This window comes from Novosphingobium cyanobacteriorum (genome assembly GCF_029436685.1).
Taxonomy (GTDB): Bacteria; Pseudomonadota; Alphaproteobacteria; order Sphingomonadales; family Sphingomonadaceae; genus Novosphingobium; species Novosphingobium cyanobacteriorum.
Window position 1 is genome coordinate 1 of the sequence record NZ_JAROCY010000002.1, and the last position, 20,349, is coordinate 20,349.

Annotated in this window: 15 protein-coding genes and 1 tRNA gene; 5 read left to right on the forward strand and 11 right to left on the reverse strand. The window is 68.0% G+C overall.

Annotation, left to right across the window (positions count from 1 at the left end; translation table 11 throughout):
* The first annotated feature begins 116 nt into the window (after window positions 1-116).
* On the forward strand, window positions 117-470 hold the full coding sequence (locus tag POM99_RS01815) for a GNAT family acetyltransferase (protein ID WP_277275373.1): 354 nt from the start codon (window positions 117-119) through the stop codon (window positions 468-470).
* Here the strand turns inward: POM99_RS01815 and POM99_RS01820 are convergent.
* Entirely contained in the window at window positions 467-1,318 is an 852-nt protein-coding gene (locus tag POM99_RS01820) for a DODA-type extradiol aromatic ring-opening family dioxygenase (RefSeq protein ID WP_277275082.1), read from the reverse strand. The genes POM99_RS01815 and POM99_RS01820 overlap by 4 nt on opposite strands.
* A 275-nt stretch (window positions 1,319-1,593) precedes the next feature.
* Between POM99_RS01820 and POM99_RS01825 the strand changes: the two genes are divergently transcribed.
* Window positions 1,594-5,046, forward strand: a complete 3,453-nt coding sequence (locus POM99_RS01825; protein WP_277275083.1) for a trifunctional glycoside hydrolase family 18/polysaccharide deacetylase/glycosyltransferase family 2 protein — start codon at window positions 1,594-1,596, stop codon at window positions 5,044-5,046.
* On the opposite strand, the gene POM99_RS01830 is transcribed toward POM99_RS01825, so the two are convergent.
* Genes POM99_RS01830 through POM99_RS01845 form a run of 4 tightly spaced genes read right to left on the reverse strand, consistent with a single transcriptional unit; the run spans window position 5,002 to window position 8,544 of the window.
* Complete coding sequence (locus POM99_RS01830; RefSeq protein WP_277275084.1) at window positions 5,002-6,339, reverse strand: sensor histidine kinase; 1,338 nt, start codon at window positions 6,337-6,339, stop codon at window positions 5,002-5,004. The genes POM99_RS01825 and POM99_RS01830 overlap by 45 nt on opposite strands.
* A gap of 4 nt (window positions 6,340-6,343) precedes the next feature.
* Window positions 6,344-7,039 carry a response regulator transcription factor gene (locus POM99_RS01835; protein ID WP_277275085.1) on the reverse strand — a complete coding sequence of 232 codons (696 nt, stop codon included), beginning with the start codon at window positions 7,037-7,039 and terminating at the stop codon, window positions 6,344-6,346.
* 57 nt (window positions 7,040-7,096) lie between these two features.
* A complete protein-coding gene (locus POM99_RS01840) occupies window positions 7,097-7,852 on the reverse strand; it encodes a hypothetical protein (RefSeq protein ID WP_277275086.1) in 756 nt (251 codons plus the stop codon).
* Window positions 7,849-8,544, reverse strand: a complete 696-nt coding sequence (locus tag POM99_RS01845; protein ID WP_277275087.1) for an RNA polymerase sigma factor — start codon at window positions 8,542-8,544, stop codon at window positions 7,849-7,851. The genes POM99_RS01840 and POM99_RS01845 overlap by 4 nt, the downstream gene beginning before the upstream one ends.
* A gap of 305 nt (window positions 8,545-8,849) precedes the next feature.
* Here POM99_RS01845 and POM99_RS01850 point away from each other — a divergent pair, with 305 nt between their 5' ends.
* Window positions 8,850-11,990, forward strand: a complete 3,141-nt coding sequence (locus POM99_RS01850) for an autotransporter domain-containing protein (RefSeq protein WP_277275088.1) — start codon at window positions 8,850-8,852, stop codon at window positions 11,988-11,990.
* Window positions 11,991-12,068: 78 nt separating this feature from the next.
* On the opposite strand, the gene POM99_RS01855 is transcribed toward POM99_RS01850, so the two are convergent.
* Window positions 12,069-13,214 (reverse strand): aminotransferase class I/II-fold pyridoxal phosphate-dependent enzyme, encoded by a 1,146-nt coding sequence (locus POM99_RS01855; protein WP_277275089.1) that lies wholly within the window; start codon window positions 13,212-13,214, stop codon window positions 12,069-12,071.
* Window positions 13,215-13,447: 233 nt separating this feature from the next.
* Between POM99_RS01855 and POM99_RS01860 the strand changes: the two genes are divergently transcribed.
* Window positions 13,448-13,801: a hypothetical protein gene (locus tag POM99_RS01860; protein WP_277275090.1), complete on the forward strand. Its 354-nt coding sequence runs from the start codon at window positions 13,448-13,450 to the stop codon at window positions 13,799-13,801.
* 66 nt (window positions 13,802-13,867) lie between these two features.
* Here the strand turns inward: POM99_RS01860 and POM99_RS01865 are convergent, their stop codons facing one another.
* Genes POM99_RS01865 through POM99_RS01875 form a run of 3 tightly spaced genes read right to left on the reverse strand, consistent with a single transcriptional unit; the run spans window position 13,868 to window position 18,074 of the window.
* Entirely contained in the window at window positions 13,868-15,454 is a 1,587-nt protein-coding gene (locus tag POM99_RS01865; protein ID WP_277275091.1) for a DHA2 family efflux MFS transporter permease subunit, read from the reverse strand.
* On the reverse strand, window positions 15,451-16,617 hold the full coding sequence (locus POM99_RS01870) for an HlyD family secretion protein (protein ID WP_277275092.1): 1,167 nt from the start codon (window positions 16,615-16,617) through the stop codon (window positions 15,451-15,453). The genes POM99_RS01865 and POM99_RS01870 overlap by 4 nt, the downstream gene beginning before the upstream one ends.
* A complete protein-coding gene (locus POM99_RS01875; protein WP_277275093.1) occupies window positions 16,614-18,074 on the reverse strand; it encodes an efflux transporter outer membrane subunit in 1,461 nt (486 codons plus the stop codon). The genes POM99_RS01870 and POM99_RS01875 overlap by 4 nt, the downstream gene beginning before the upstream one ends.
* A gap of 69 nt (window positions 18,075-18,143) precedes the next feature.
* On the opposite strand from POM99_RS01875, the gene POM99_RS01880 reads away from it, so the two are divergent.
* A complete protein-coding gene (locus POM99_RS01880; RefSeq protein WP_277275094.1) occupies window positions 18,144-18,791 on the forward strand; it encodes a TetR/AcrR family transcriptional regulator in 648 nt (215 codons plus the stop codon).
* A gap of 24 nt (window positions 18,792-18,815) precedes the next feature.
* Here POM99_RS01880 and POM99_RS01885 read toward each other — a convergent pair.
* Both POM99_RS01885 and POM99_RS01890 read right to left on the reverse strand, forming a co-directional pair.
* A tRNA-Cys gene (locus POM99_RS01885) sits at window positions 18,816-18,889 on the reverse strand.
* Between the two features lie 77 nt (window positions 18,890-18,966).
* The gene (locus POM99_RS01890) at window positions 18,967-20,349 is read right to left on the reverse strand and encodes an RNB domain-containing ribonuclease (protein WP_277275095.1); all 1,383 of its coding nucleotides are present in this window, start codon (window positions 20,347-20,349) and stop codon (window positions 18,967-18,969) included.

Here is a 20,349-nt window from a genome sequence, read left to right on the forward strand (position 1 = left end):
TGACGGCGCGCGACGGCATGCGCGGGCCCCTCCCATGGACTACCGGGATAACCGCCTGCCAGACCGATAGGGGGGTCAGTTTTACGCGCCGATCAGGGGGTCAACTTTGAACGCCGATTGACACCCGCCCGTGGAATGATCCCGCCACCGATTTCCGGCTGGCGGTGGAGGGCGCGGGCAGCGCGGTCCTGCTGGCCGAGGACGCGGGCGCACTGGCCGGTGCGGTGATGGTCGGCTTCGATGGCCACCGGGGCTGGGTCTATTATCTCGGCGTCAATCCGGCGAGGCAGCGGCTGGGCCATGGCCGTACGCTGATGGCGGCGGCGGAACAGTGGCTGTCCGCCCGTCAATGCCCCAAGATCATGCTGATGGTGCGGCACGACAATGCCGCGACCCAGGCCTTTTATGCCGCGCTGGGTTATGATGCACAGGCCGTGGAAACGCTGGGCAAGCGGCTCGACGGGCGCTAGGCCGCCACGCGCTCGGCGATCAGGTCGAACCCGGTTGGCGTGGTGTCCTGCCCGAAACGATAGGACGAGGCGGTGATCCCGCCGCGCATCCGGGCCTCCGAATAGACGCAGGTTGCCGGATCGTCCCCCGCCGCACCCACCGCCACGAACAGGGGGACCAGGTGATCCTCGCGCGCATGGGCCACCCGGGCAAAGGGTGCCGTGCTCCAGCGCAGCATCGCCGCGGCGCGTTCTTCCGGCGGCAGGTCGATCAGCGCATGGCGCAGCCACGCGTCGAACCCAGCGCTGGGTTCAAACGCGCGTTCGTCAAACAGCCGCAGGTTGTGATAGGAAAATCCCGATCCGATGATCAGCACGCCTTCATCGCGCAGCGGGGCCAGGGCGCGACCCAAGGCGAGATGCGCGGCGGGATCATAATCCTGCCGCATCGACAGGCTGACCACCGGAACATCCGCCTGCGGATAGATTGGCTGCAGCATCGAGAACGTGCCGTGGTCAAACCCGCGCTGTGGATCGCGCGCCACGGGAATGCCGGCTTCAGCCGCCAGTTTGACCACGCGCTCTGCCACGGCGGGAGAGCCCGGCGCCGGATAGCGGATGTGGTAGGTGTGTTCGGGAAAGCCCGAATAGTCATAGACCATGTCCGGCTCTGCCGCGGTCGAAACGGCAAAACCCGGCTCTTCCCAATGGCCCGAAACGGCCAGCACGGCCGTGGGCGGTTCGGGCAGCTGCGCGGGCAGCGCCTTCAGCGAGGCTTCCAGCCAGTCGAAGCTGCGGCGAAATTCGCCTTCCAGCCAGGGCCATGGTCCGCCGCCGTGCGAAAGGAAGAAAACGGGCTGTCTGTTCATTCCGCCAATCTAGTGTGGCGGCCGCCTGGCGGAAGAGCGGAAAATCCCGGCCAGACCGTTCGAAAAAGGCGAACAGGCCGCAACGTTGCCTATTTGTAATGTCCTGCTCACGCGCCGGTTCGCCGCCGACGCCTAGAGCGGTTTCCGACGATGGACAGGCCCCGAATCGCGACGTGACGGTCCCCTGTTCCGATTCAATCAGGGCCTTCCATCGTCACCCCGCCCCGCCCAAGCCCCGCAGCGCCGCTGCGCCATGACCTCCGGGGGAAGCGCAGTTGTCACGCCCAATCTTTTTCGATCCCACGGGTAGCCGCCGCCGCTGGACACGCCGCGGCGGTTTTGCGCTGCTGGGCCTGCTGCTGGTGCTCGCTGCGATATTCGCCACCACGCTGGTCACCGTGCCGGCCAGCCAGCCTCTGCCGTTGGGGTTTGAACGGCTTGCCCCGCTACGCTTCAAGTCGCAGGTCAGCCGCCTGTCCCACCGCATCCAGGACCTGTTCGGCCGCCACCCGGTTGCCGCTGCACGGGGCAAGCCCGATGCGCTGACCGTCGGGTTCTACACCAGCTGGTCCGATGGCAGCGCGGAAACACTGGCGCGCCGTATCGGACAGCTGGACTGGGTTGCCCCCACCCTGATGAGCATGGACCACGCCGGTCGACTGGTGGTGACGGAAGATGGCCCGTTGCGACGCGTGCTGGCCGGCTCGATCCATCGTCCGCTGGTGGTCGATGTGCTTCAGAACGCCTCCGGCGGGGTCTGGGATGGTGGTGGCGCAGCCGCCGTCATGGCCGATCCAGTGAAGCGCAAGGCGCTGGTCGATGGCATCTCCGCCGCGTTGGATCGCAATGGTGACAGCGGCGTGATGATCGACTTCGAAAACCTGCCCGCACGCGGCGTGGCGGCAGAGCGGCAGTTCGCGGCAGACCTGCATGCGCGCCTCGCGCCGCGCCACCGCGTGGTCGCCGTCACCATGCCGATCGACGATGCCGCATGGGTTGCGCGCGATTTCCTGCCCGTGACCGACCGCGTGGTGCTGATGGCCTATGACGAGCACTGGCAGGGCGGCAAGGCCGGCCCCATTGCCTCCAACGCGTGGTTTGCCACGCACCTTGCGCAGCAGCTGAAGGGCGTCCCTTCCGGCAAGGTCATCGTGGCACTCGGCAATTATGGCTATGATTGGCATGATGGCCGCGCCGATGCATTGACGGTCGAAGAAGCCTGGCTTTCCGCGCACGACAGCGGAACGAAACCGATGTGGGACAAGGGCAGCGGCAACGCAGGCTTCGCCTTTGATGATGATGTCGACGGCAGCCCCAGCACGCCCGGTGTCCGCCATGATGTGTGGATGCTCGATGCCGCGGCCAGCTGGAACCAGATGCAGATGCTCAGCCGGCTGGATGTCGGTTCGGTGGCGCTGTGGCGGCTGGGTTCCGAAGACCCCGGCTTCTGGACCGCACTGTCAAGCTGGCGCAGCAAGCGCCCCGGCACGCCTGATCTGTCCGCCATTCGCCAGGCCAGCAATGTCGATGTGGAAGGACAGGGCGAAATCCTGCGCGTTGATGCCACGCCGCAGACCGGCGCCCGCTCGCTCGAATGGGATCCGCATTCCCGGCTGGCCATTGGCGAACGCTATGATTCGCTGCCCACGCCTTTCGTCGTGCGGCGCACCGGCGCGCGGCCAAAGCTGGTGGCGCTCACCTTCGACGATGGCCCCGATCCCAAATACACGCCGCAGATCCTTTCGGTGCTGGAACGCTACCACGTGCCAGGCACCTTCTTCGTCATCGGTGAAAACGGCGTTCAGAACCGCCGCATGCTGCAGCGCATGGTCGCCGATGGGGATGAGATCGGCAACCACAGCTATACCCATCCCAACATGGCGGAAGAAAGCGACGCCGGGATCAAGCTTGAACTCAATGCCACGCAACGGCTGATCGAGGCCTATACCGGCCGCTCCACCCGCCTGTTCCGCGCCCCCTATTTCGGCGATGCCGAACCGACCACGCCCGATGAACTCGGCCCGGCGCTCGTGGCGCAGCAGCAGGGCTATACCGTGGTCGGCCTTCACGCCGATCCGGGTGACTGGAAAAAGCGCACCGCCGACGACATCGTGGCACGGACGGTTGCTTCAGTGGAAGGCGCCACGCCCGATCGCACCGTCAACGTCATCCTGCTGCACGATGGCGGTGGTGACCGTTCGCAGACCGCGCTGGCGCTGCCGCAGATCATCACGCGACTTGAGGCGGACGGCTATCGCTTCGTCCCCGCCTCCACGCTCGCCGGGCTGAAGCGTGATGACGTGATGCCCAAGGTGGCCGGGTGGGACCTGCTGGCCGTGCGCGCAGATGTCGGCATCTTCTCGCTGCTGTCGATGATGCTGGGCGCGCTCAACTGGATATTCTTCTTCGCCATCGCGCTGGGCGTGATCCGCGCCGTGGGCATGACCGGGCTCGCCCTGCTCCCCGGCCGCCGCCTGATGCCTCCGCCAGAGCCGGAAGGCCAGCCGCTCGTCACTGTCATCATCCCTGCCTTCAACGAAGAACGCGTGATCGAATCGTCCGTGCGGCGCATCCTCGCCAGTGATTATGCCGCGATGCAGGTGATCGTGGCTGATGATGGATCGAAGGACCGCACCAGCGCCATCGTGGCCGAGGCCTTCGGCAACGATCCGCGCGTCCAGCTGATGACGCTGGTCAATGGCGGCAAGGCCAAGGCGCTCAACCGCGCGCTTGCCCATGCCGAGGGTGAGATCGTCGTGGCGCTGGATGCCGATACCCAGTTCGAACCGCAGACCATTGCCCGGCTGGTGCGCTGGTTCGTGGCCGAAGAGATCGGTGCCGTGGCCGGCAACGCCAAGGTGGGCAACCGCGTCAACATCGTCACCCGCTGGCAGGCGGTGGAATATGTCACCGCGCAGAACATCGAACGCCGCGCCCTGACCGGGTTCGATGCGATCATGGTCGTGCCCGGCGCGGTCGGCGCGTGGCGGCGCAGCGCGCTGGAGCAGGTTGGCGGTTTCCCCGAAGATACCCTGGCCGAGGACCAGGACCTGACCATCGCCATCCAGCGCAAGGGCTGGAAGATCGCCTATGACGAACAGGCCGTGGCCTGGACCGAAGCGCCCGAAACGCTGCGCGCCCTTGGCAAGCAGCGCTTCCGCTGGGCCTTCGGCACGCTGCAGTGCCTGTGGAAGCACCGCTGCGTGCTGCGCGATCGCAATCCCTCGGGCCTTGCCTTCATCGGCATGCCGCAGGCCTGGCTGTTCCAGATCGTCTTCGCGATGATCTCGCCCCTGATTGACCTTGCGCTGGCGGTCTCGATCATCGGCACGATCATCCGCGTGGGCGAACACGGCGTGGCCCAGACCCAGACCGACGTGCTGCGCATGGCGCTCTATTGGGCGGCCTTCACCACCGTTGATCTTGCGTGCGGCCTCGTCGCCTACCGGCTCGATGTGCGCGAACGCAGGCTGCCGGTGCTGCTGCTGCTGACCCAGCGCTTCGTCTATCGTCAGCTGATGTACGGCGTGGTGATCCGCGCGGTCGGTGCCGCGCTTTCGGGTCTGGGCATCGGCTGGGGCAAACTGGAACGCACCGGGCGGGTCAACACGCCCGAAGGTCCGCAGGGGCCGCAAGGGCCGCAGGGGCCGGGCAACGCAGTCGCCGCGCCCTCCGCTCCGCCCTCAACGGGGCAGGCGCAGGATCGCCACGAGGCCGCTTTCGCCTGACAGCACCAGTTCGCCACCATGGAGCCGCGCCACCGCGGCCACCATGGCCAGGCCCAGCCCGCCGCCCGGCAGCGTGCGCGCATTGTCCAGCCTGACGAAGCGCTCCACCACCCGTCCGCGGTCCTCGGCGGCAATGCCGGGGCCGTCGTCGCTCACGCTGATCTCGGCCCAGGTGCTGCTGGCGCGCGTGCCAACAACGATGCGCTTCCCGCCGTATTTCAGCGCGTTGTCGATCAGGTTGGCCAGCGCGCGGGACAGCAGCTCGCGATCCGCGCGCACCGTGGCGTGGGCCAGCTCGGCTTCCAGCGCCACGCCCGATTGCTCGGCCAGCGGCTCGTAAAGCTCCACCAGGTCCTCGGCCACGGTGGCGAGGTCAAGCGTCACGCGCCGGTCTTCCAGCGCGCCGCCTTCCAGCCGGCTGATCTCCAGCGCGTTCTCCAGCATCTGGCGCAGCAGGTCGGCATCGCTGCGCGCCGCCTGCAGCGCATCGGCGGCGGCGGGATCGTCCGCCTTGGCCAGCGCCGTGTCGATTGCCGCCGTCAGCCGCGCCACCGGGGACCGCAGGTCATGCGCCAGCGCGCCGCCGATCGATCCCAGCTGCGAAACCAGGCTGTCGATCCGCTCGGCCATCAGGTTCATCTGCTGGCGCAGGTGGTCAAAGCCATCGCCGGTCTGCGCCAGCGGAACGCGCACGCCGAAGTTGCCCCGGCCCAGCTGGGCGGCCGTATCGGCCAGTTCGTGGGTGCGCCGGCTGATCACCGCGCCCAGCAGCAGCGCGCTCGCCAGCGCCAGCGCCGCCGCCATTGCAATGGTCAGGCCCACCGCCGTGGCAAAGGCGAAGTCCAGCCGCCGCTCGGTGGCGCTCATCACCCCCACGATCAGGCGGTCCCCGTCTGACAGCACGCTGGCCTGCGCCACGCCCTCGATGGGGGGCAGATCGGCACCCCGGTCCACCGTCAACGCGCGCGGCTGCGGGGTAACCGGGATATCGGGCACGCGCGCCAGGTTGGACAGCACCGGCGCATCCTTGCCCAGCAGCGCCACGAACACCGTGGGGTCGGCCGCACTGCCACGCCGGCGCGCGATGAAGTCGGCCAGCCCGTCGTGCCCGCCGTCATAATAGGCGGCCAGCAGGTCGTCGCGCACATCGGTCACCTGCCGCACCCGGTCGCTGTGCACCACCTCCAGCATCTGCCCGCGCAGAAAGAAGATCGCCAGCGCGCTGGAAAGCAGCTGCAGCACGAAGATGGCCAGCACCAGCCGCGCCATCGTGGAGGTCAGGCGGCGGCGCACCCGCTCACTCAGTGCCCAGGCGGTAGCCCGCGCCGCGCACCGTGTGGAACAGCGCTTGCACCTCGCCATCGTCGATCTTGCGGCGCAGGCGGCTGATATGCACGTCGATCACGTTGGTGCCGGGGTCGAAGTGATAGTCCCACACCGCTTCCAGCAGCATCGTGCGCGTCACCACCTCACCCTGGTGCAGCAGCATGTATTCCAGCAGGCGGAATTCGCGCGGCTGCATGGCGATCTTGCGTCCACCGCGCTTCACCACGCGGGTCAGGCGGTCCAATTCCAGATCAGCGCAGCGCAGCACGGTGTCCTGCGGCTTGGCCGTGCCGCCTCCGCCCGCGCCCCGCCGCATCAGCGCCTGCACCCGCGCCAGAAGCTCGGCGAACGAAAACGGCTTGGGCAGGTAATCGTCAGCCCCGGCGGTCAGCCCGGCCACCCGGTCGTCGGTGCTGCCCAGCGCGGACAGCATGATCACCGGGGTCTGCACCTCCGCCGCGCGCATCGCCTTCAGCAGCGCCAGCCCGTCCATCGCCGGCAGCATGCGATCGAGCACCACCACGTCGAACTGGCTGTCAGTGGCAAGGAACAGGCCATCGCGCCCGTTGCCTGCGCGGTCCACGGTAAACCCTTCCTCGTCCAGCCCGCGGGCGATGTAGTCCGCAATCTGCGCGTCGTCTTCGACAAGGAGTATGCGTCCGGCCATCCCGGCTTCATGCCCCTGCCGGAACCGTGCGTCTACCGGTCTTGCATCTCGGTGGGGTCAATGCGGCGCGCTGCCCGATCCGGGGCCGCCGGACATCTGCACCGGCGCGCTTGAAGGGATGGCCGGCCCGCCCATGCTGCCGGTAAAGCCATACCCCTGCGGCAGCACCGGCCCCATCTGCCCGCGATAGCCGGGCGCGGGTGCATTGGCTGAGGTCGCCTCTTCCTTCTCGGCGCTCTGCTCCGCCTTGGGCGGGGTGGCGATGGCCAGTTCGGCGGCAGGAGGCTGGGTGGGGTGCGCCACGGTCTCTTCCACCTTGGGCGCAGCATTGCCCTGCGGGCGAACGGCGGCAGGCGCGGCGGCCATGCGGGCCTGCGCCGCAGCCGGTGGATTACCCGGCGTCTCTCCCTGCGGGGTAGCCGGCGCCGCTGCCAGCGGGGCTGCGGGCGCAACCGGCACGGCCGTTTCCGCCTGCTGTTGCGCCGGCCCCAGCAGGGCGATCACGGCGAAACCCGCTGCAAGCGCACCGATGCCGCCGGTGCCCACGGCCAGCCAGCGCCGACGGGGCAGGGGCGTGCCTGGCTGCACACCGGGCTGCCGAACCTGCGGCAGAACGCCGGTTGCGGGGGTGGCCACCGCTTCGGGCGTGATCGGCCCGGGCTCCACCAACGGCGGCAACTGCGCCATGCGCGGCACCTCGCGCTTGATCCGCGCCGCCAGGCCTTCCGGCACCTTGGGCGCGGCCACGCCATTCAGCGTGCGATCAAGCAGGTCCTCGCCCACCCGGGGCGACGGTGGCACGCTGCGGCTCATGCCCGCGCGCCCGTCTGCGCGGCCGTAACGGAGGCGCGCGCCACAAGGTCCTGCGGCGCGACATCGCGTTCCGTCAGCAAATCGCGCAAGTGCCGGCGCGCCCTGAACAGCAGTGATTCCATCGCCTTAATGTTGAGGTCCATCACCTCGGCTGCAAGGGCATTCGAAAAACCTTCATAATAACAAAGCACAAGCGCCGCCCGATAGCGCTCGGGCAGGTCATTCAGCGCTGCGCTTACCGCGCGGTGCGCTTCGTCCGATTCGATCTGCGCATCCGCCAGCGGCGCCTCGTCGGCCATGTCGGGAAGTTCGGGCGTGGTCACCACGCGAAAGCGCCGCTTGCGGTCAAAGCACAGGTTCATGGTCACGCGGTGCAGCCAGCCGACCAGCCCCGCGCCGGTGGCGCTCCACCGCGGCGCGTTCTGCCACATGCGGGCGAAGCAGTCCTGCACCACATCCTCGGCTTCGTGTCCGTCGCCCAGCATGCGCGCCGCCACGCGGTACAGCGCGGGCATGTGCCGGTCCACCAGCTGGGCAAAGGCGTCCTCGCACCCCTGCGCCACCCGCGCCATCAGCGCCGCATCGTCCGTGTCGATGATCACCGGAACCGCGCCCGCCACGGCATCGGGCTGGAATCCGAAGTCCTCCGCCGGCACAGCGGTGCCACCGGTGATGTCGCCATGGAATGTCACGAGGATTGTCCGCCGTGCACGAGGGTCGCTCCGTCCATTCCCCCAAAGCCCAGCGTGGGTGCTGCCGTTCATCGCATGAACGCCAAATTTACGGAACGGTCATCTCCCAGAAATTTTCTTGAAGGCTTTGCGAAGGGAAAAGGCTAGGCACGCGTTAAATCGCTCGGAAGTCGTGCGTCGGTGCCTCCCCGGGCCACGGGCGTGCGATTTCCATTACCCTGACCGCCCGTGCGGAGCTATACCGCGCGGCAGATCAAACCTCGGCCCGCGTGCGCCAGCGCGCGGGTCCCTTTGCCGGACGGACCATGATCCACACCACGTCGAAGTCGCTCGCCGCCTCCCGTCTCCTGGCTTCGGCCGCTCCGCTCGCGCTGCTGGCCACCGCCACGCCGGCCCTGGCCGATACCAGCGTCAGCACCAGCACCACCTCGCCGCTGGTCACTTCCACGGTGGGCTCGGTCACGGTTACCGGCACCGGCACGATCACCGTCCCGTCGGGCACCGGCGTCACCGTCGATTCGAACAACACCGTCACCGTGAATTCGGGCGGCGCCATCAAGATGGGCGATGCCAATGGCGCCACCGGCGTCGCGGTGAATCCGGGTGTCACCACCACCATCGGCAATGCCGGCACGATCAGCGTGCTCGAAACCTTCAGCGCCGCCGATGCCGATTCGAACGGCATCGCCGATGGTCCGGTCGCCAGCGCCAGCAATCGCTATGGCATCCGCCTGCTGCCCGGCGGCACTGTCACCGGCTCGGTCTCCAACACCGGCACGATCACCGTCGATGGGCTCAATTCGGCGGGCATCAGCAACGAAGGCGTGCTCACCGGCGATCTGTCGAACACCGGCACCATCACCGTGAAGGGTGACAACAGCGTTGCCATCCGCACCGGCACCGTGGGTGGCAATGTGGTCGCCAACGGCACCGTCACCGTTGTGGGCCAGGGCGCGCAGGCGCTGGTGGTCGATGGCAACGTGACCGGGCAGGTCAAGATCGGCGGCGATCTTGCCCAGTCCGCGTCCTACACCACCGATGCCGGCGCCACCCAGGCGCTCTCGCGCAGCGCGCTGCAAAGCGGCAAGGCCGTGGTTGAGATCGACGGCAATGTCGGCGGGGGCGTGCTGCTCTATGTGCCGGCTTCCAGCTCCGCGGCAGACCAGTCGACCGGTTCGATCACCGCCTATGGCAACAGCCCGGGCATCCAGATCGGCGGCGCCACCGACATCACGATCGGCGGCGGCACCACCAATGCCGGCACCTATTCGCTGGGGATCGATGGCTCGGTCTCGGCCAATGCGGTCTACAGTTCCACCAATGCCTTTGGCGTGGTGATCGGTGGCAAGGGCGGCGATGTCACCCTGACCAAGGGCATCGGCGTTTCCGGCAGCATCAGCGCCACCACGGTTGACAGCGCCGCCACCGCCCTGCTGATCAACGCCGGTTCCACTGTCGGCACGCTCTACAACAGCGGCTCGATCAAGTCGGTGATCTCCTCGCCCGGCATCGGCGCGTCCTATGCCATCCGCGATCTTTCGGGCACCGTCACCACGCTGGAAAACGCCGGCACCATCTCGGTCAGCGGCTCCAGCGAAGATACTCTGGCGGCCATTGACCTGTCCGCCAACAGCAGCGGCGTCACCATCAAGCAGACGCTCACCGCCGCCAACGCCACCGCACAGTCGAACGACAAGGCGGCTTCGGGCTACAACCCCGATACGGCCAAGTCCTATTCCACCATCACCGGCGATATCTACACCGGCACCGGCAACGACCTGCTGGATATCAAGACGGGCAAGGTCACCGGCAACGCCTTCCTCGGTGCGGGTGACGATACGGTGAAGCTGGCCGACGACGCCAAGTGGATCGGCAACATCGATTACGGCACTGGCGCGGCGTCGCTGACGATGGCGGGCAATTCGCGCTTCACCGGCACGATGATCCTCAATGGCCAGGCCGGCACGCTGACCCTGGCAGACAATTCGCGCTGGCTTGGCACCGTCACCGGCGGATCGCAGCTGGCGGTCACGGTGAATGGCGGCACCTTCGGCGCCAATGCCGCCACCACCACCACGATCGGCTCGCTCAATGTCGGCGCCAGTGGCACCCTGCGCGTCTATGTCGATGGCGCAACCGGCACCAGCTCAAGGCTGATTGCCGATACCGCCACTTTCGCCAGCGGGGCCAAGGTTTCGGCCACGGTGTCCTCGCTGTCCAAGGCGGAAGGCACCTTCACCGTGCTCAGCGCGGGCACGCTGACCGGCGCAGGCACGATCGATGCTTCGGCGCTCAACATGCCGGTGCTCTACAACGGCACGCTGGCTGCCGTGGGCAATGACCTGCAACTCACCATCGCGCGCAAGACGGCGGCACAGCTCGGGCTCAATGGCGCGCAATCGGCGGCCTACAGCGCGATCATCGCCAATGCGCTGGACAATGTGGGTCTGCAGACCAGCCTGCTGCAGGTGGCAGACACCGCCGCCCTGCAAAGCCAGTTCGCGCAGATGCTCCCGGATTATTCGGGCGGTACGTTCGACATCATCACCCGTGGCGCGCGCCTTGCCGCGCGGCATATCGACGATGATTCCAGCATCTACACGATCAGCGACATCGGCGGCTGGCTCGAACCGTTCTACTTCCGCGGTGAACACAGCCCGGGCGCGGACGCCGGGTTCAAGAACAGCGGTGGCGGCCTTTCGGCGGGTATCGAACGCAAGACCGGCCTCGGCCGCTTCGGCGTCTCGTTCACCTATTTCTCGGGCACGGTGAAGACCGGCGATTATCAGCGCGTGAAGGCCAACGATCTTGAGCTTGGCCTGTTCTGGCGCCTGGCCAAAGGGCCGTTCTACGCCTGGGCGCGCGGCGGCGTGGGCAAGCAGAGCTACACCTCCACGCGCAATTTCATCGGCGCGGCTGATGGCGCCGCACTCGCCTATGCCGCGCAGGGCAAGTGGAAGGGCTGGAGCGCATCGGGCACCGGCGGTCTTTCCTATACCCTCGCCATCGGTGAACACCTGAAGTTCAAGCCCAAGGGCGTGCTGGAATACTTCCGCCTGCACGAAAACGATTACCAGGAAACCGGCAGCGCGCCGATCATCCTGGGTGTCGATGCCCGCAACAGCGAGGCGCTGAACGGCACCGCAACGCTCGCCGCCAGCTGGAGCGCCGGTCAGGGCGATTACGAAAACCGCCCCTTCACGGTCGAGATCGAAGGCGGGCGTCGCAGCCGTCTTTCGGGGCACCTCGGGGCCACCACCGCCACGTTCGGCAGTGGGGACAGCTTCACCATCGAACCCGCCTCGCTGCCGTCGGCATGGGTCGGAAACTTGAGCGTCTATGCAGGCGGGCTGGACTATACCTGGAAGCTCAGCACCGGGGCTGAACGCCTGCAGGGCGGCGGCACCTCCTATTCGGTGCGCGCCTCGCTCTCGATCGCGATGTAACATCTCCGCCTTGGCGGAACCGGCGGACCGGAGGCTGCACCCGCAGTCTCCGGTCCTGTCGTTTCAGGCCCGTTTGGATCAGCCGCTCAGCGGCTTCCTTGCGGCGAACCACGGCTGCATCCGGCGGATCGCCTCCTCCACCAGCGGGGTGGAAACTGCAAAGCTGAAGCGGATGAAGCGGTGGCCCTCCACCGGATCGAAGTCGATCCCCGGCGCGGTCGCCACCCCGGTGTCCTGCAGCAGGTCCGTGCAGAACTGCAGGCTGTCCTGCGTCAGATGGCCGATGTCGGCATAGATGTAAAACGCGCCATCGGGCGGGGCGATCTGCTTCAATCCCATGCCCGGCAGCGCCGCCAGCAAGAGGTCGCGGTTGCGGGCATAGGACCGAACATGGCCTTCCAGCTCGTCGCGGCAGTCCATCGCCACCAGCCCTGCATGCTGCGCCAGTGAAGGCGGCGTCAGGAACAGGTTGCCCATCCGGGCGCGGGCCTGATCGATCAGGTCCGGCGGCACCACCAGCCAGCCCAGTCGCCAGCCGGCCATGCTGAAATACTTGGAAAAGCTGTTCACCACGATCGCCTGGCTGTCGACCGCCAGCATCGACAGCGCCGGTTCGCCATAGGTCAGCCCGTGGTAGATCTCGTCGCTGATCACCGCAATGCCGCGGCGGCGGCACACTTCGGCAATCGCGCGCAGCTCCTGCGGAGGAATCACCGTGCCCGTGGGGTTGGCGGGGCTGGCAATGATCACCCCGTCGGGCGCAGGCTCCAGCGCCTCCAGCGCGGCAGCGGTCACCTGATACCGTTCGTTGTGGCCGCAGGGCAGCTCCACCGGCTCCATGAACAGCGCGCGCAGGTTGTTGCGATAGGCGACATAGCCGGGCCGGGCGATCGCCACGCGGGCGCCGGGGGCAAAGCGCAGTGACAGCGCCATGACCAGCGCGGGCGATGCGCCGCAGGTCAGGATCACTTGCGCCGGGTCCACCTCCACCCCGCAGGAATCCCTGTATCCGGCGGCGATCCGGGCCTTCAGCGCGGGGCTTTCCCAGTATCCCATCGCGTCGCTGTCCAGCACCCGGTGCGCCTCGGCAATCGCGGCTGCGGGCGCGCCGGTGCTCGGCTGGCCGAATTCCATGTGGATGATCGACCGCCCTTCCACGGCAAGGCGGTGGGCAAGGCCGGAAACGGCGATGGCGTGGAACGGTTCGAGCTGGGCGATGGTCATGGCCTGTGGCCTAGCAGGCCCTTTGCCGGGGATAAACCGCGTGGCGTTAACGACTTGTCCATTCGAAGCGGGCCACCGATGCGCTCCATATCGTTACGTAACAATGGTCGCACAGGATGGGTTGGACAGGTTCCGGGAAAGCGCAAGGTCTTCCCGCATTCTCAGCATTCTGGGTAACCCTTGCGCTGGCAATGGCGTGCGCGGCGGGGGTGGCCTTGCGGCTTGGGCCGGCCTTGGCGGGATTCCTGCTGCTGTGCACATCCTTCGCCACGGGAGAGACGGGCGCCTTTGATCTTGAGCGGGCCGTGCTGGGGGCCATTGGCGGGGCTGCCAACGGCGAATTGCTGCAACAGGCCGCGCAGGCCCCGTTCTCGCCATGGGCACTGGCGATCTGGCTTTTCTCCCTGTTCGCCGTGACCCTCTCCCTGTCCTGCAGATTGTCCTGCATCTTCAATCGCCTGTATCTGCTCCTGGCGCTGGCGACGGGCCCGCTGCTGGCACCTGGCCCCGGCTATGGACTGGCTGCCGCCGGGGGCGCGGCCTGGTTCTGGGCCTGTGCCCGGATCGCCCGAAAAGTCGTACCTTGAGAACGACTGAGAAGGGGTTGAGAACGACTGACACGGGGTCAAGCCCGTCTGAGGCGCCTTGAAAGCTCAGTGCGCGCCGGCTCCCGCACGGCCGCGCAGCACCGGGCGCGGAGTCAGCCACACCAGCCCCATCGCGATCAGCACCAGCACCGTGGTAATGGCAAAAACGTGGAAGGTGCCGATCGTCGAAGCCTGCACATCGACCAGCCGCTCGATCGCCGCGCGCGCCTGGTCGGCGCTCATCCCTCCGGCCTGCATCTGGGCCATCGTGCCCTCCGCACCGTTCAGGGTCGAGGTCAGGTTCACCCGCGCCTCTCGCGTGGCTTCGTCCCACAGCGACGTGCCGAGCGCGGTGCCCGCTGCGCCGCTGACGGTGCGCACGAAGCTGAGCAGGCCGGCGGCGGAGGGGATATCCGAAGCGGGCACGTCGACCAGGGCCATGGTCATCAAGCCGATGAAAAAGAACGGCATTCCCGCACCATGCAACAGCTGGGGCAGGGCATAGTCCCAGAACGTGCCGTCGCTGGTCCAGAACATCCGCATCACCGAGATGGAGGCGATCCAGACCATGCCGAGCGAAACCAGCAGGCGCACGTCAAGCTTCTGGATCAGCAGGCCGGCGACCGGAGACATCATCACGGCCAGCACGCCCATCAACGCCATGACATGCCCGGCTTCGCTGGAGGTGTAGCCGATGGCCGATTGCAGCCAGAGCGGGATCAGCACGATCATCGAGAACACGCTGCCATAGCCCAGCGCCAACGCGCTGATCCCCACCCACAGGCTGCGGTAGCGCAGGACGCGCAGGTTCACCGCCGGATGATCGTCGGTCAGTTCCCAGATGATGAACAGCCCGAACGAGATGGCCGCGGTCAGGGCCAGCGCCACGATCATGGGGGAGCCGAACCAGTCGTATTCCCGGCCAAGATCCAGCACCAGCTGCAGGCCGCCGACGAACAGGACCAGCAGGACCACGCCGACCAGATCGATCCGTTCATGCCGGGTCGCGGATTCATAGGGGCGCAGCAGGCGCAGGATGATGAACAGGCACAGCGCCACGACCGGGATGTTGATGTAGAAGATCCATGGCCACGACCAGTTGTCGGAGATGTAGCCACCGATCAGCGGGCCGAGGATCGGCGCGAAAATGGCGGTCACACCCCACAAGGCGTTGGCCGCGCCCATCTTTTCCGGCGGGAAAATGCGCAGCATCATCGTCTGCGTCATCGGCATCAGCGGCCCGCCGCACAGCCCCTGCATCACACGCAGCAGCACAAGGACCTCGATCGTGCGCGCCAGCCCGCACAGCATCGAGAACAGCGCAAAGCCCACCAGCGAGGCGATCAGCACGCGCAGGGTGCCGAACCGGCCAGCCAGCCAGCCGGACAGCGGCACGGTGATCGCTTCTGCCACGGCATAGGACGTGATCGTCCACGTGCCCTGCGAAGGCGAAACCGCCAGTGAGCCTGCGATGTGCGGCACGGAAACGTTGGTGATGGTGGTGTCGAGAATCACCACGAAGTTGGTCAGCGCAAGACCGAACGCCGCGAGCCACAGCGCCCCGCCTTCAAGCGGCCTGGGCCCGGCCGGCCCAGATGCAGGCGCAGATGCCGGCGCAGGTGTCGGCGGGGCGGGAGCGGCCGCCTCGCTCATTGCCCGCGCGTGTCGATCACGGCATCCATCGACAGGCCGACGCGCAGGGGATGCGCCCTGACCTCGGCCGGATCCAGCGTCACGCGCACCGGCAGGCGCTGCACCACCTTGACCCAGTTTCCCGTGGCGTTCTGCGCCGGGATCAGCGCAAAGGCCGCGCCCGTGCCGCCGGCAAAGCCGGCGACCTTGCCGTGATAGACTACGCCCGATCCATAGAAGTCGCTGGTCAGCTCCACCGGTTGGCCCGGCTTCACGTTGCGCAGCTGGCTTTCCTTGAAATTGGCGTCGACATAGGTGGCATCAAGCGGGACCAGCGTCATGATCGGGGCGCCGCCCTGCAGCTTTTGCCCCACCTGCACGGTGCGGTTGGTCACCACACCGCCGATTGGCGCGCGGATCACCGTGCGGCCAAGGTTGAGCCGGGCCTGCGCCACGCGCGCCTGCGCGGCAGCCACATCGGGCGAGGTTTCTTCGGTATAGCCCTGGGTCAATGCGGCGCTGGCCGATGCCTCACCCCGCGCGGTGCCCTGCATGGCGCTGGCAGCGGCAATGCCCGCCTGCGCCTGCGCAAGGGCAGAGCGCGCGGCGGCAAAGGCGGTGCGCGCCTGATCCAGTTCCTCGCCCGAAACCGCCCCTGTTGAGGCAATCGCGCTGCGGCGGTTGTAGGCATCGCGCGCCTTTTCAAAATCCGCCTGCGCCGCGGCAAGGCGGGCACGGGCCTGCGCCACTTCCGCCGCGCGCGCCGCCACGGCCGCCTGGCTGGCAGTGGTGCCGCCGCGCTGCTGGCGAAAGCGCTGTCGCGCCTGGGCCAGCAGCGCCTCGGCATTGGCGAGATCGATACGGGCGTCCGAATCATCGAGCACCACCAGCACATCGCCCTTGGCCACCTGCTGGGTTCCGCCGACGCGCACCGCCTTCACCGTGCCGCCGATCAGCGGCGTGACCACGGCGGTATCCGCCCCGACATAGGCGTTGTCGGTATGCACCCGCCCGCGCTGCGTCACGAAGTACCAGATGGCCCACAGCGCCGCGATGACCGCCAGCGCGATGACGAAGCGCTGCAGCAGCATCCGCCGCTTGCCCGAACGGCCGGGCGCGCCGGCAATGTTATCGGCCAGCGCATCGGCGGGAGCATTGGCAGGAACTGGCGCGGAATCGGTCATGGCTTGGCAGGCTCCGTGCCCGTGGCCGGCGCGGCGAAGCCGCCGCCAAGCGCCCGGACGAGGGTGACATCGAGAAGGAAGGCCCGCGCCTGCAGCTCTGCCAGGGCGCGGTTCGCCTGTGCGGCGCTGTCTTCGGCGGCAAGCTGCTGGATCAGGTTGGAAAGACCCTGCGAACGGCGGATGCGGGCAAGCGATGCGGCCTGTTCCGCCGCGGCCGCGCCGGCCTGTGCCTCGGCCAGCCGCGTTGCCAGCGCGCGGCGCGATGTGATGGCATCGGCCACTTCGCGCACCGCGCCGACCAGCGTCTGGTCATAGCGGGCGACAGCTTCGTCATAGGCGGCATTGCTGGCGCGATAGCTGCCGGTGAGCCGCCCGCCCTGGAAGATCGGCAGGCTCAACGCCGGCCCCGCCTGCGCATAAGTGCTGTCGGATTCGAGCAGCTGGCCGAAGCCGAGCGACTGCAGGCCTCCGGCGACGGACAGGTTGATATCGGGATAGAAGGCGCGACGGGCCGCCTCGACCCGGCTGGCGGCGGCTTCTGCACGCAGACGAGCCGAGACCAGATCGGGCCGCCGGCCAACGAGATCGAGCGGCAGCGTGGCCGGAACGCCGGTGATGGCGGCCAGTGCCAATGCCCGTGACTGTGCCGGATGCGGCAGCGTGGCGGCATAATCGGGACCATGGCCGGTCAGCGCGGCCAGCCGGTTGCGCTCAAGCGCGATGCTTTCGTCCAGCGCGGCCAGTTCCTGCGCCGCAGCGGCGCGGCGCGCGGTGGCAAGCGCGAGATCGGCCTTGTTGTCCAGCCCGCGTTGCTGGCGCTGGCCGACCAGGGTCTCGATCTGCGCCAGCGCATCGGCAGACCGGACCAGCTGCACCCGCGCAGCCTCCAGCGCGGAGATCTGCCCCCATTCCAGCGCCACCCCGCTGGCCAGCAGCAGCCGGGCCTGCGCCGCATCGACGCGGGCCGCAGCGGCTTCTCCGCGCGCGGCGGCCAACAGCGCGCGGTTGCGGCCCCACAGATCAAGATCCAGCCCGAGCGAAAGGGTGAGGCGGCCGGTTTCACGGAAGCCCTTGGGCACGAACTGCTTGGGGAAACCCATGTTGTAGCTTTGCTTGGCCGCGCCGGCGGCCGCTTCTGCCCCCAGCTGTGGCAGCAGCGGTGCGCCCGCCTGCTGCGCCATGGCATCAGCCGCGCGGATGCGGGCGGCGGCGATGGCGATATCGGGCGAATCCGCCAGCGCATCGGCCACCACGCGGTTCAGCCCGGTGTCGCCATATCCCTTCCACCATTCGTCTGCGGGAAAGGCGATGGCATCGCCGGAAAGCGCCTGCGCGCCCAGGGCGCTGGCCGGGCGCAGATCGCGCAAGGGCTGGCGCGCCGGCACGCCGCAGCCCGCGACAAGCGCGCAAATGGCCGCAGCCAATGCGAAACGGGCAGGGATCGAACCGTACGACATGGTACGGCATGTGCGACGAAGAGCCGGGTCTAGTCAATGGCAATAATACCAGCTAGTACGGTTTGCACGATGGCGAAGGATGCACCCACCACCAGTGTCCCGCAGGGCGACCGGCAGGACCGCCGCCGCCGCGCGATCGTGGAAACGGCGCGCAAGGCCTTTATGCGCCACGGCTATGGCGCGACCACGATGTCCGCCATCGCCGCGGAACTGGGCGGATCGAAGACCACGCTGTGGAGCTATTTCCGCAACAAGCAGGATCTGTTCGTGGCGGTGCTGGACGCGATGGTCACCCGTTATGGCGAAGCGCTTCGCATGGAACCGCCGGTGGACGGGGACCCGCCCGAGGTGCTGACGATGATCGGCAATTCGATCATGCGCACGGTCACGAGCCCGCAGATCGTGGCCCTGCATCGCATGGTGATGGCCGAAGCCGGGCGATCGCAGCAGATCGGGCGCCTGTTGTGGGAACGCGGCCCCATGCGGGGGCAGGCCATGCTGGGCGGATGGCTGCAGGCACAGATGGAGCGTGGCACCGTGCGCGTGGCAGACCCGCTGGAAGCGGCGCGCCACTTCATCGCACTGTGCCAGGCGGGCAGTTTCCATCGCCACCTGATGGGCGCGATGCCCAAACCGACGATTGAAGCGCTGGAAGCGGAAGTGGCGGTTGCGGTGCAGACCTTCCTGCGCGCCTATGGCCTGAACGGTGGCGCATGATCGTTGGCAGGCAGCGCTGGAAGGTGGAGGCCCGAGCCGGAATCGAACCGGCGTAAACGGATTTGCAGTCCGGTGCGTAACCACTCCGCCATCGGGCCACCGGTGTGGTTCAGAGCGGCGCGGTTAGCCCAGCGGGGGGCAGACCGCAATCGGAAACTTTCGCACGCCCGGCGAATCAGGCGGGGATGAAGGAAAGCGTGCGGCGGGCGGGATCGGCGCGATCAAGCCGCAGCGCCAGTCTTTGGCCCGGTTGCGCATCCGGCGCCCTGGTGCGGGCGACGATCGGCAGGCCTTCAAGCTGCACGCGGGCCGAGGTGCCGTCCATGTCGGTCACCACGGCGGTGAAGGTCTCTCCTTCGCGCCCATGAAGCATCACGGTTTCAGCCAGGTCTATCGCGGCGCGATCGATGCGGGCGGCGATGGCGTCGGCGCGGGCCATGGCTTCGGGCAGGCGCTGGAACGCGGCGGTGACGGCTTCGGGCACCGGCAGGCCATTGGCGAGCGCGAACGCGGCGCGGATCACAAAGCGGTCTGCCAGCCGGCGCAGGGGCGCGGTTGCGTGAACATAGAGCGCGGCGATGGCGGCGTGCCAGGGTTCCACGCCCGGCGTCCACGGGGCATAGCCGGCCCCGCTGCCGGCGCGGCGTATCGCGGTCATGAACGCGGCATGCGCCGGGTCCTGCGCATCCAGCGTGCGCTCGAACGCCTTGAGATCAAGCGCATCGGGCCATGGCAACGAAAGGGCACGTGCCGTCTGGCGCAGCCGGGCGATGGCGCGATCGTCCGGCCCGGCCATCACGCGGAACAGCCCGGTCCGATGCGCCAGCAGGGCCCGCGCCACGGCAAGGTTGCAGGCGAGCGAGAGCGCGGCGTTGTCTTCTTCCGCACCGCGCATCGGCCGCCACGCCAGCGCAAAGCGATCATGCCCCAGCGCCACCACTTCCTGCTGCGGCGGATCGACGCGCACCGCGCCACGCGCCGATTCGGCCGCGCGGACGCGGCGGGCCAGTTCGGGGAAGGCGGGCGGCAGGTCCTGCGTGCGGACCGTGGCATAGCCGAGCTTGGCGCGGCTGCGGATCATGGCGCGTTCCACCCCGTCGAGCCGCGCGGCTCCATCGGGGCCGATGCGCACTGCAAAGACGATCGCCGGGCGCGGGCCATCGGGCAGCAGGCTGGCGGCGCGCTCGGCCAGCACGGGCGGATAGAGCCCGGCTTTGCCATCGGGCAGGTACAGCGTCTCGCCGCGCTTCCACGCTTCGATATCCACGGCATCGCCATCCGCCACGAACCACGCCACATCGGCGATGGCATAGCGCAGCAGCAGGTCCGGTCCGGCTTCCTCTATCGCGAAGGCCTGATCGAGATCGGTGGAACTGGTGGGATCAAGCGTGACGAAGGGCACGGCGGTGCGATCGGCGTGGTCGGTGGGCTTGCGGGCGGCGGCGGCTTCGGCCGCGGCCAGCACTTCGGGCGGGAAGCCCTGCGGCACGGCGAACTGGGTGCGGATATCCGCCAGGCCCTGCGCCAGGACGCGGCCGGGATCGTGAATGGCCTTCAT

Coding starts and splice junctions, on each gene's coding strand:
- POM99_RS01820 (WP_277275082.1), bottom strand. CDS start 1,318: ATGAACAGACAGCCCGTTTTCTTCCTTTCGCACGGCGGCGGACCATGG.
- POM99_RS01835 (WP_277275085.1), bottom strand. CDS start 7,039: ATGGCCGGACGCATACTCCTTGTCGAAGACGACGCGCAGATTGCGGAC.
- POM99_RS01840 (WP_277275086.1), bottom strand. CDS start 7,852: ATGAGCCGCAGCGTGCCACCGTCGCCCCGGGTGGGCGAGGACCTGCTT.
- POM99_RS01850 (WP_277275088.1), top strand. CDS start 8,850: ATGATCCACACCACGTCGAAGTCGCTCGCCGCCTCCCGTCTCCTGGCT.
- POM99_RS01855 (WP_277275089.1), bottom strand. CDS start 13,214: ATGACCATCGCCCAGCTCGAACCGTTCCACGCCATCGCCGTTTCCGGC.
- POM99_RS01865 (WP_277275091.1), bottom strand. CDS start 15,454: ATGAGCGAGGCGGCCGCTCCCGCCCCGCCGACACCTGCGCCGGCATCT.
- POM99_RS01870 (WP_277275092.1), bottom strand. CDS start 16,617: ATGACCGATTCCGCGCCAGTTCCTGCCAATGCTCCCGCCGATGCGCTG.
- POM99_RS01875 (WP_277275093.1), bottom strand. CDS start 18,074: ATGTCGTACGGTTCGATCCCTGCCCGTTTCGCATTGGCTGCGGCCATT.
- POM99_RS01880 (WP_277275094.1), top strand. CDS start 18,144: ATGGCGAAGGATGCACCCACCACCAGTGTCCCGCAGGGCGACCGGCAG.
- POM99_RS01890 (WP_277275095.1), bottom strand. CDS start 20,349: ATGAAGGCCATTCACGATCCCGGCCGCGTCCTGGCGCAGGGCCTGGCG.